At 60.1% G+C, this 10642-nt stretch carries 10 protein-coding genes; 7 read left to right on the forward strand and 3 right to left on the reverse strand.

The window, feature by feature from the left end; translation table 11 throughout:
- The first annotated feature begins 60 nt into the window (after positions 1-60).
- The 5 genes from BW994_RS00215 to BW994_RS00235 all read left to right on the forward strand — a co-directional run bounded on the left by BW994_RS00215 (position 61) and on the right by BW994_RS00235 (position 5034).
- Positions 61-1407, forward strand: coding sequence for an ABC transporter substrate-binding protein (locus tag BW994_RS00215; protein ID WP_029313852.1), 1347 nt, complete (start codon positions 61-63; stop codon positions 1405-1407).
- 77 nt (positions 1408-1484) lie between these two features.
- Entirely contained in the window at positions 1485-2387 is a 903-nt protein-coding gene (locus BW994_RS00220; protein WP_029313853.1) for a carbohydrate ABC transporter permease, read from the forward strand.
- Positions 2388-2392: 5 nt separating this feature from the next.
- Entirely contained in the window at positions 2393-3217 is an 825-nt protein-coding gene (locus BW994_RS00225; RefSeq protein WP_076454278.1) for a carbohydrate ABC transporter permease, read from the forward strand.
- A 9-nt stretch (positions 3218-3226) separates the two neighbouring features.
- Entirely contained in the window at positions 3227-4306 is a 1080-nt protein-coding gene (locus BW994_RS00230; RefSeq protein ID WP_029313855.1) for an ABC transporter ATP-binding protein, read from the forward strand.
- Entirely contained in the window at positions 4303-5034 is a 732-nt protein-coding gene (locus BW994_RS00235; RefSeq protein ID WP_029313856.1) for an SDR family oxidoreductase, read from the forward strand. The genes BW994_RS00230 and BW994_RS00235 overlap by 4 nt, the downstream gene beginning before the upstream one ends.
- Positions 5035-5290: 256 nt before the next feature.
- On the opposite strand, the gene BW994_RS00240 is transcribed toward BW994_RS00235, so the two are convergent.
- The 3 genes from BW994_RS00240 to BW994_RS00250 form a co-directional block, all read right to left on the reverse strand.
- A complete protein-coding gene (locus BW994_RS00240; protein ID WP_029313857.1) occupies positions 5291-7240 on the reverse strand; it encodes a DUF262 domain-containing protein in 1950 nt (649 codons plus the stop codon).
- Positions 7241-7526: 286 nt separating this feature from the next.
- The gene (locus tag BW994_RS00245; RefSeq protein ID WP_029313858.1) at positions 7527-8003 is read right to left on the reverse strand and encodes a BLUF domain-containing protein; all 477 of its coding nucleotides are present in this window, start codon (positions 8001-8003) and stop codon (positions 7527-7529) included.
- 479 nt (positions 8004-8482) lie between these two features.
- Positions 8483-9610 (reverse strand): PP2C family protein-serine/threonine phosphatase, encoded by a 1128-nt coding sequence (locus BW994_RS00250; protein ID WP_051657627.1) that lies wholly within the window; start codon positions 9608-9610, stop codon positions 8483-8485.
- Positions 9611-9773: 163 nt separating this feature from the next.
- Between BW994_RS00250 and BW994_RS00255 the strand changes: the two genes are divergently transcribed.
- Entirely contained in the window at positions 9774-10109 is a 336-nt protein-coding gene (locus tag BW994_RS00255) for an STAS domain-containing protein (RefSeq protein ID WP_076454282.1), read from the forward strand.
- A 5-nt stretch (positions 10110-10114) separates the two neighbouring features.
- Entirely contained in the window at positions 10115-10522 is a 408-nt protein-coding gene (locus BW994_RS00260; RefSeq protein WP_029313862.1) for an ATP-binding protein, read from the forward strand.
- Positions 10523-10642: the final 120 nt, after the last annotated feature.

Raw genomic sequence — 10642 nt, forward strand, 5'->3', positions numbered from 1 at the left:
ACGTAACGCTCCACGCCTGTGCCTGTCCAAGCACTAAATCAACCGGTCGAAGGAAACGTCATGAAACCATCCGTCAAATCCCTCCTGCTGGGCTCGGCGTGCGCTGCCGCCGTGCTGGGGCTCGCGCCGAACGCGCATGCCTGGTCGCTCCAGCAGGCGGCTGCGCCCTACAAAGGCGAAACCGTCACCGTGGTCGGGCTCGATCGCCCGAGCTACAAGGCGGCGCAGAAACTCACCCCGGAATTCGAAAAGGAAACCGGCATTCACGTCAAATGGGTGACCTACCCGTACGAGAATTCGCTGAAGGCCGAGACGCTGAATTTCGTCTCCCACTCCGGCCAGTTCGACGCCATTTTGAGCGACGTGGTCTGGCCGGTCGATTTCACCAAGGCAAACTGGGTGGTGCCGATCAAGGATTTCATGGCGAACAAAGACCTCGCCGACCCGAATATCGATGTGAAGGATTTCTTCCCGGTCTGGCGTCACGCCTTCACCATCAAGGGGCAACTGGTCGGCCTGCCGTTCGATTCCTACGCCGGCCTGCTCTACTACAACAAGAAAATCCTGAAGGAACACGGGTTCTCCGGCCCGCCGAAAACCTGGAACGAATTACTGACCGATTACGCGCCCAAACTCTACGACCCGGCCAAGAATCTCTACCCCTACGCGCTGCAATCCGCCCGCGGCGAGACCCAGACCGCCGACAGTTTCACCCGCTTCCTCTGGCCCTGGGGCGGCCGCTATTTCGATGCCGCGACCAAAAAAATCACGCTCGACAGTCCCGAGGCGATCGCCGGCGAAACCTTCCGCCAGAAGCTGATCAAGTTCGGCCCCAAGGGCATCATCGCCGATGACCATTCGCAGGTCGTGCAACTCATGGGCCAGGGCCAGTTGGCGATGGTCACCGAATGGTCGGCATTCTACACCACATTGACCAGTTCGAAGGCCGGGCCGGACATCGCGGTCACCACCGAACCCGCCGGCCCGAAGGGCCAGTATTCCGCGTTCGGCGGCTTCGCCTACATGGTCAGCGCCCAGGTGCCGAAAAAAACCCAGGACGCGACCTGGCTGTTCATCCAGTGGCTCACCTCGAAATCGATGGCCAAGCCCCTGCTCGAAAACGGCGCGGTGGTCGCCCGCGCAAGCGCCGATACCGACCCCGCCTTGCAGGCGAAATACCCCTACCTCGCACCCATGGTGAAAACCTGGGAGCACGGCAGCGTGCCGGACTGGCGCCCCCAGATCGCCTGCTACCCGTATTTCTCCGAACTGGTCTCGCAATACGGCTCGAACATCGAAACCGGGCAATACACCGTGCCGGTCGGGCTGAAAAAACTCTCGGCCAAGCTACAGCACTACATGAACTCGACCGGGTGCTGGAATTCGATCAACGTGCCGAAGCATTGAAAATCTAGTCGATTGACCAAGCGCACGAGCGGGCACCCCAGCCCGCCCGTCGCGTCGTTGCGGAGCCAGTGAACACCATGACCGAACCCACCCTGCACGAGGTCAAAGTGCCGCGCATCCGGCAGTGGGAGCCGTGGTTCTTCGTCGGCCCGTCGCTCCTGCTGCTGCTGGCGGTCGGCCTGTACCCCACTGTTTTCGTTGCGTATTTCTCGTTCCACAACTGGACCATGGGCATGGGCCCACCGGTGTTCAACGGCTTCGACAATTACATCGAAACCCTGACCTCGTCGGATTTCATCTCCTCGATCCTGCGCACCTTCCTGTTCCTGATCGTCACGCTGCCGATCGAGCTGTGCCTCGGCCTCTCCATCGCCCTCGCGCTCGATCAGACCCGCAACGCCTGGCTGCGCCGCCTCGTCCAAATCCTGCTGGTGGTGCCGATCGCAACAACCCCCAGCGTGGTCGGCATGCTGGTGCAGCTGATGTTCAACACCCAGCTCGGCGTGGTGAATTACGGCCTGCACGTGCTCGGCATCGCCCCGATCGACTGGCTCGGCAACGCCCACGCCGCCCTCGGCATGGTGATGATGACGCAAATCTGGGAATGGACCCCCTTCGTCGCCCTCGTGCTCTCGGCCAGCCTCGCCACCGTGCCGCAGGATATCGAGGAAGCGATCACGCTGGAAACCGAAAGCTTCTGGGCGCGCTTCCGCTACATCAAGCTGCCGTTCCTCCGTCCCGGCCTGGTGGCCAGCATCGTGTTCCAGACCATCTTCACCATCAAGACGTTCGACATGATCTACTCGGTCGAAAAAGGCGGCCCGGGCGACGCCACCCAGATGATCGCCCTGCACATCGAGCGCATCGCCTTCCGCGGCTTCGACGTCGGCCTCGCCTCGGCGGAATCGGTGCTCACCCTGATCGTCACGATCGTGCTGGCGCAAACCGTGGTCAGTTTTCTCTACAAGGACGAGGTCTGACCCCGATGACCAAACACAAACTCCTCTCGCTCGGCCACGGCCTCTTCCTCGGCTTCATCGCCCTGATCATCATCTTCCCGTTCTACTGGATGATCGCCTCCTCGCTGAAAACCGAGAACCAGATTTTCCAGCTGCCGCCGGTCTGGCTGTTCAAACCCCATTTCGCCTCCTACGCCGCCGCCATCGTCAACGACAATATCCTGCGCGCCCTGCTCAATTCATTGATCGTCACGGTCGGCGCCGTCGCCCTCGGCATCGCGGTCGGCGCCCCGGCCGCCTACGGCCTCGCCCGCTACACCTTCCGCGGCTCATCGCAGATCCAGTTCTGGTACGTCACCAACTGGATGCTGATCCCCGTCGTCGTCCTCATCCCGTTCTACCTGCTCGCCGCGAACCTGCGCATGATCGATAACCCGATCGTCCTGATCCTGATCTACCAGACCTTCGTGGTCCCCGTGGTCGTGTGGCTCCTGGTCGATCAGTTCCGCGCCGTGCCGATCGCCCTCGAAGAAGCTGCCTTGCTCGACGGCATGAGCAAATTCGGCATCTTCCTGCGCATCACCTTGCCGCTCACCGTGCCCGGCATCACCGTCGCCGCCATTCTCGCCGGCATCTTCGCCTGGAACGACCTGCTCTACGCCTTCATCCTCACCCCCGGCACCGATGCCCGCACCGCACCAACCGTCATGATGAGCTACCTCGGCGGCTACATCATCCCCTGGGGCCGCGTGATGGCAAGCGCTGTCATGATCACCGGCCCCGTCGTGGTCGGCGGCATTGCGATCAATAAATATATCGCGCGCGGGCTGACGCTCGGCGCGGTGAAATAAGGAGGCCGCGTGGCTCAAATCTCGATCGACGGTGTCACCAAGCGCTACGGCGCCACCGAGGTACTGAAACGGCTCGACCTCAGCGTCGCCGAAGGTGAATTCATGGTCCTGCTCGGCCCCTCCGGCTGCGGCAAAACCACCCTGCTGCGCATGATCGCCGGGCTCGAAACCCCCAGCACCGGCCGCATCATGATCGGCGGCACCGATGTCACCCTAACCCCGCCCGCCAAGCGCGACGTCGGCATGGTCTTCCAAAGCTACGCCCTCTACCCGCACATGACGGTGCGCGAAAACATCGCCCTCGGCCTGAAACTGCGCGGCGTCACCCCCACCGAAATCGCCAGCCGGATCGAACGCGTCGCCGCCCTCGTGCAAATCGCCCCCTACCTCGAACGCAAACCGAAAGCCCTCTCCGGCGGCCAACGCCAGCGCGTCGCCCTCGCCCGCGTCATCGCCCGCGAACCCTCCGTCTCGCTGATGGACGAACCCCTTTCGAACATCGACGCCCAGCTCCGCACCGTCATGCGCGCCGAACTCCTGCGCATCCACCGCAAGACCGGCATGACCACCATCTACGTCACCCACGACCAGGAAGAGGCCATGGGCCTCGGCGACCGCATCACGGTCATGAATTTCGGCCACGTCGAACAGATCGGCACGCCCGATGAAATCTACGCGCACCCCGCCAACGCCTTCGTCGCCCGCTTCATCGGCGCGCCCCGCATGAACCTCATCCGCCTCGCCCACCGCCCCGGCGCCAACGCGATCGAGGCCGCCGGCATCCGCGCCCCCGTGCCCGCCACCCTCGGCACCCTGCCGCCTGATCTCTTCCTCGGCTTTCGCGGCGAAGAAGCCCGCCCCGGCGCCGCCCACGATGGCGAGGCGATGATCGAAGGCGTCGTCGATGTCGTCGAACATCTCGGCGCCCAAATCGAAGTCCACCTCCGCCTCGACGATGGCGAGGAAGCCGTCTTCCGCCGCCCGCGCGGCGAAACCATCTGGCGCGAAGGCGAACGCGCCTCCCTCGCCATCCCCGCCGCGCACCTGCACCTCTTCAACGCGGAAACCGGCGCGGCCCTGCGCGCATGACCACGGAGTTCCAAGGCAAACGCATCCTGATCACCGGCGCCGGCAAAGGCATCGGCCGCGCCCTCGCCACCATGGCCGCCGCCAAAGGCGCCACCATCGTCGCCCTCAGCCGCTCCCCTGATGATCTCGCCTCCCTCCACCAGGCCACCGGTGCCGAAACCCACACGATCGACCTCGAACACACCGAGGCAATCACCGCCCTGATGCCCAACCTCGCCCCGGTCGACTACCTGATCAACAACGCCGGCATCGCCCTGCTCGCCCCCTTCACCGAAACCACAGCCACCCAGTTCGACCAGATCATGGCGGTCAACCTCCGCGCCCCGTTCCTCATCGCCCAGGCAGTCGTCCGCAACTGGCTCAGCCGCAACCACCCAGGCGCCATCGTCAACGTCTCCTCGATCGCCAGCCTCTGGGGCACCCCCGACCACGTCGCCTACGCCGCCTCCAAAGCCGCCCTCGACTCCATGACCCTCACCATGGCCAACGAACTCGGCCCCTTCGGCATCCGCACCAACAGCATCAACCCCGTCATAACCCTCACCCCCATGGGCGAACGCGCCTGGTCCGACCCCGCCAAATCAAACCCCATGCTCGCCCGCATCCCGCTGCGCCGCTTCGCAAAACCCGAAGAAATCGCAAGCGTCGCCATGTTCCTGCTCTCGGCCGCCGCAGGCATGATCAACGGCGTCATTATGCCCATCGATGGCGGGTTTCGGGCGGGTTAAGGTGGGGCAGGGCAGGGAAGCAAGCACTTCTTTTTTGTAAAAAAGAAGCAAAAAACTTTTATTCGTCAGGGTCTTGGCCATCACCGCGACCGAGCCCTAACCGCCCGGATCGCACCACCCATCCATCCCACCGCGTCGACCAGCGCCGGCAGCTTCGCGCTCATTGCGGTCTTCACCGGGTGAGGGAGCCCACCCGCCTAGCAGACGCTCAGCATTCTGCAAAACCGCTGGTCAATTCGGCTTTAAGATGGCGCAATCAAACCGACAGCAGCTCATCCCGAGCCTCCAGGGAGCGTCCTTTTGGCCCACGCCAGATCGTGAGAGCATCACGAAAAAGTAACTCTGAGCGCCGTGTAATTGCCTCCTCGTCCCAGTCATCAACCGATTGAAAATATCTGTTTAACCGAAGTGAAGAGTGTTGTAGAATCGCCGCCCGCTTTAGATCAAAGATGTTTGCGCCAATTGAGGAATTTAGCCTGCCGACAATTAAGGTGAGATTCCCAATAGTGTTAACTAGGCGCTCTCGTTCAACGATCGCCTTCTCTAAACCATTGAGTGGAAGTTGTAAGCGATCCTTCTTGATGGCCTGTTCGAGTTGTTCTGGATTGACTTGGTGTCCCCCCGTCAAGGGCCAAGTTCCGCACCAAGACTGAGGCAGAACGTGCTCGGAAGTCAGTTGCGAATCAATCTTTATGATTTCCGAATACTTGTGTCGCTCGGCATGCTCCAGCCTAGACAATATATAAACTAGGCGCTGGCCGGTTAAAATCTTATATAGAGGCTTTCGCATGAAGGCTGCCTGGAACTGCTCATCAGTCGGCCAATCGACAGAATCACCATTCAGTCCGGTAAAGAAATCACGCAGGACTTTTTGGTTGATTCCCTTCGAACGCATGTCCCTGATTGCTTGGATGAAAACCTTATTATATCCCTTTGTAGTCCGATCGCAGATCGAGCGTCGGACGATATACGATTCAAGTGTCAGTAGGATGTCGGCTTTTTCCTCAGGCTCAATCTCAGTCTCCGCAAAAATCGCCATAACAAGCGGGAATGCGATTGTGAAATCGAACGCAGAAAGAAATCTTGCGAAGTTGGGCAGGTCATCGTCGCCCACAGGCTCTACAAGCTGGCGGTAGACCTTCGAGTGCTTGTAGATGAACTTGAGCTCTTCCCTCACTTTCAGGTCATGCTTTCGGAAATTGATCCAATCCAAATATTCTTGGAAAATTCTACTTTGGTTGATCTCTGTACCAGTCGCAGCGGCCAGAAAATTCGTAAAGAAAAACTCCATTCTCGGCTTTTTTAAGCGGCCTTGCCTATCTTCTAACGTCCAAAACCTCTCCTCGAAATGACTCCAGTCCTGTGCGTAAATCTCATCCACGTTTTCACGATTTTGCTCGGCTCTCATGAATGCATAATTGCGAATCAAATCGGAAGCCAAGAGTGGAGCACCTCGGTAGTTCAGGCTTTCAAATATAACCTGTGCATCATCACTGCTATCCAGCAATATAACAACAGTTTGAAAGTCTGCTAAAAAGGTCTCTACTAAATGTATCAGAATTTCCTCAGTCGAATATGTATCAATACCTAGTATGTCTCCTGGGGATTGAACAAGCCTAGAGACCATATCGTAAAAAAATAGGTAGGCTTGAACAGTCCTAGGCAGATCGAACTCTTTTAGTGCGTTTTTGCCAGATGTCTTCGGTTTAAATGTAGCGTAGTATTTTGACCGCACTTTCTCACGATCCGCAGTCATGAGCACGTCAAAGAATGACCCGCGATCATACTTAGTGGGTCTGACCTTCACTTGATCAGCAGGGTCCGAAAAAGCCCCACTTTCTTGTGAGTTAAATATCAGCTTCCCGATCTTGGCTGTGAGCTCACTGGTTTCCTGCCTAAAGCAAACATCCCGCAACGCTGAGAGTATAATTTGAAATGTAGTAAGGCGCTGCTGTCCGTCAATTACGCTAAACCTGGTCGACTCACTAACGGAATCTTTTTTTCTTTCATCAATAACAATTGCGCCACAATAATGCGGCTTCGGGACCCGTCCATCTAATCGGACACGGAGTTGCGATACCATATCGTCCCACAATGGCTCCCACTGGACCTCACGGTCCCAAACGTAGTGCCGTTGAAAGATCGGTATAATGTACTGACAATTCGACGAAAAAATATCTCGAACGCACTCCGGCTTAGCCTTCATTTAATCACTCCCTACTTGTAGGCCTCCCTAAACTCGTTAGCCGTCCTTCACATAATGATGGAAGGTCGCCTGCGGCTTGGCCGGAGCGCCACAAACTCTGGCAGCAGATTTGGATAGAACGCAAGCGATCCGATCTTATACCGGTAAGCCGGGGTGGGACAATGACCACGACGCGGCGGCGGCCCGCCCACCGGCAAACTCGGTCGAATTTCGACTCAACCGTGAACGTCCGCTTAACGTTGCGGGCGCCCCACAGCCGTCCGTCTCCTATCGGCCATCTGCCGACCTACTGAGCGCGCCCAAGCGAATCCAGCGACCCCGTAGCCAGATGATCGACAATACGTTTCAATGTTGCGATATTGTTCTCGTCTTCGGCGCTTTCGAGCGCGTCCTGGAGCACTTCGAGGATGTCGTCGGCACTGACCCGCTCCATCTGCCAATTCGCATACAGACGCTCGCGTTTTTCCACGCTCTCCTCCAGCGAGACGATATCGTAATGGCGCGGATCGCTATGCAGACTCGCCATCAGCTTCCGCACCTCGGCTTCCGGCCCCTCGATCCATTGAAAGAAGACGCCACTGCCGAAAACGAGCACCCCGGTAATGCCGCACGTGAGATTGTGGCGTTGCGCCGACTCGATGAGGCGGTTGACCTCGGCCTCCTCCACGCCATCGGCAGCACGACTGCAATATACGAAAGTGTGCAGCGTGGGCGCGGTGGCGTCATAGTCAGGGTCGCTTGGAAAACCGGGTTCGTCGAACATGGGTTGGCTCGCTTTGTCTATGTCAGGCAGGCCGTGTCACACGGTCGGTGACGATTAGGGTAGCGCATTGATCTTATTTGTGTAAGCAGGGACAGATTCGGGATACGTGTAAAAAGCGGTCACAGGCCAAACCGGCCCCCACCCCCCGACCGTCCAACGTGGCATGTCCGCGCCGCGCAGCTTTATCATACATCATATCCGCCGCGCGACATGAAGTGCGCCAGCAATCACACCAACCGTCAGTGCCGTGTCCGCATCGGCGATGGCGACGTCGCAGGGCTCGATATCCCGTAACGTCCAGCACCCGAACCTCTCCCAACCGTCCGCCGCCGTCCCCACCCCAACCCCCAAACGAACAAAAGTTTTTTGCTGCTTTTTTACAAAAAAGCAGGGCTTGCCTTCCCGTGCCTGTCCGGCGGACCGCACAGATCGTTGTGCGCTGTCAGCAAATCGGCGCACGCGAGTTCACATCGGCGTTGCTAAGCGAAACTAACCAAAAGCGCCGAGAAATCATCCTCCAGCGGGCCGGGGCGGGCGGCGGCGCGGACCGCCGTGTAGATGGCGCTGGTAAGCCCGCCGTCCGGCGTGGCGTATTGACGCACCAGCTGGCGAAGGTCCTCGATCTGCCATTGGCGGCCATCCGGCGTCAATATTTCAAACGTCCCGTCAGAAATGATCAAAAGCTGTGCGCCGGGCGGCAGGGATGCTTCGCCCACCAGCCATTTGCCGGATTGCATCATGCCGATGGCGGGGCCGCGGCGCCAAAGCGGCGTCGGTTCGGCCTGCGCTTGTGTCACGAGAAAGGCCGGGTGGTGCCCGGCGGCGCAATAGCGCAACTGGCGGCTGGGCAAATCATACGTGAAATACCACAGCGTCAGCATCAGCCCGTTATGCTCCTCCATCGGGAACATCCGGTTCAGCCCGGCGGCAACCGCCGCGGGGTCTGCGAAATCGACACCGGGAAGCGCGCGCCGGCGCAGCGTGTTGGCAACGTTGGCGGCGTGCATCGCCGAGCCGATGCCGTGACCGGAGACATCGAGCAAAAACCCCGCAAACACCGTCTCGGACAGAAACTGGTAGCCGAACGCGTCGCCGCCGAGCTTGGCGGAGGGCACGAAGCACCATTCGGTGCGGATCACGCCGTCGAGAATCGGCTGCGGCAGGATCGCGCGAACGTAGTCCTCCGCGCGTTTCAAATCCGCGCTATGCTCCTCCTCCTGGGCAATCTCGGCAAGGTCGCGCCGCTCATAGCGGATCGGAAACGCGCCGAGGCGGAAAATGGTTCCGCTGCGCAGCCGGGCCGGCCGGTCGAGTCTCTGCCCATCGAGATAGGTGCCGTTGGTGCTGCCGAGATCGGTGAGAACGGCATCGATGCCGAAGACCTCGATCCGGCAATGGCGCCGCGAAATCTCCGGGCTGGCGATCACCAGCTCGGCCGGTGCGGTACGCCCGATCGTCATGCCTTCGGGCGCGATGGCGACGCGCCGCGGTGTCACGTCGATCGAATAATTCAGCAAATGGCAGAACTGGGCCGGCGGCGCCTCGTCGACCGGAACCGGGCCCACGATCGTCTGGTCGCCATTGTCATCCTGGAACGAAGTCGCCATCGAAACCCCCGCCCGGTCACCCGGGTACGTTTGTCATTGAAACGTCATTCCAAACGTAAAATGTCGTAAAGCGCAACGAGTTTTATGGCTTGAAAGAACACATTGCCTCTGGCATTGCCAAAAAGACACGCGGTCGATCCCGACCCGGACAACGGAGTTTTCCATGCCGATTGCGTTAGAAGAATTGACAGGTACCATCACCAAGGTCGTGCTGTCCGGGCGGATCGATATCGCCGGCGCATCCGCGATCGACATGCCAATGAGCCTGGTGGGCGGCTCAAAAAAGGCGGTGATCGTGGATCTGGCCGGGGTCGAGTTCATGGCCTCGCTCGGGCTGCGCAGCGTGGTGCTGAGCGGCAAGACCGTGCTGGGCAAGGGCGGCAAATACGTGCTGCTGGCGCCGCGGCCGGCGGTGGAAGAAGTCATCACCACCAGCGGAGTGGACGAGCTGTTCCCGATTTTCCATGACGAGGCATCGGCGATCGCCGCGGTTTCCTGATTGTCGTGGCTCACCCTCTGGCGATCACCACCGCGCCGGCGGATCTCGCGCGCCTCTACCCGTGGCTGGATGAGGCGGCGGCCGCAGCCGGCGTGACGGAACCCCTGCTGGGCCGGATGCACGTGGCGGCCGAGGAGGCGGTGATGAACGTGGCCATGCATGGCATCGGCCTCGATCGCGGCGATGTCATCACCGTGAGTTTGCGGCGCGAGGATGCGGCGGTGGCGCTGGTGGTCGAGGATTCCGGTCCGGCATTCGACCCCGTGGCGGCGTCGGCGGTGGCACAAGCGGTTCGCCTGGAAGCGCCCGGCGCCGGCGGGGCGGGGCTGCGTCTGCTGCGGCATTATTGCAAGGAAATGGCGTACCATCGCGAAGCGGGGATCAACCGGCTGGTCCTGCGATTCGCCCTGTAGCGGCGAGCCCCCAAGGGTCGGATCTGTATCCCTCGATACAAATCACGCAAGCCCCCAACCCCACCCCGTCATTGCGAGCGCAGCGCGGCAATCCAGCCCCGCCACACCCAACAACCTAAA

Origin of the sequence: Acidiphilium rubrum, assembly GCF_900156265.1 — a bacterium.
Taxonomy (GTDB): Bacteria; Pseudomonadota; Alphaproteobacteria; order Acetobacterales; family Acetobacteraceae; genus Acidiphilium; species Acidiphilium rubrum.

Bases quoted from the DNA above. Each gene is read 5' to 3' on its own strand.
- BW994_RS00245 (WP_029313858.1), bottom strand. From the start codon at position 8,003: ATGTTCGACGAACCCGGTTTTCCAAGCGACCCTGACTATGACGCCACC.
- BW994_RS00215 (WP_029313852.1), top strand. From the start codon at position 61: ATGAAACCATCCGTCAAATCCCTCCTGCTGGGCTCGGCGTGCGCTGCC.
- BW994_RS00255 (WP_076454282.1), top strand. From the start codon at position 9,774: ATGCCGATTGCGTTAGAAGAATTGACAGGTACCATCACCAAGGTCGTG.
- BW994_RS00235 (WP_029313856.1), top strand. From the start codon at position 4,303: ATGACCACGGAGTTCCAAGGCAAACGCATCCTGATCACCGGCGCCGGC.
- BW994_RS00220 (WP_029313853.1), top strand. From the start codon at position 1,485: ATGACCGAACCCACCCTGCACGAGGTCAAAGTGCCGCGCATCCGGCAG.
- BW994_RS00240 (WP_029313857.1), bottom strand. From the start codon at position 7,240: ATGAAGGCTAAGCCGGAGTGCGTTCGAGATATTTTTTCGTCGAATTGT.
- BW994_RS00250 (WP_051657627.1), bottom strand. From the start codon at position 9,610: ATGGCGACTTCGTTCCAGGATGACAATGGCGACCAGACGATCGTGGGC.
- BW994_RS00225 (WP_076454278.1), top strand. From the start codon at position 2,393: ATGACCAAACACAAACTCCTCTCGCTCGGCCACGGCCTCTTCCTCGGC.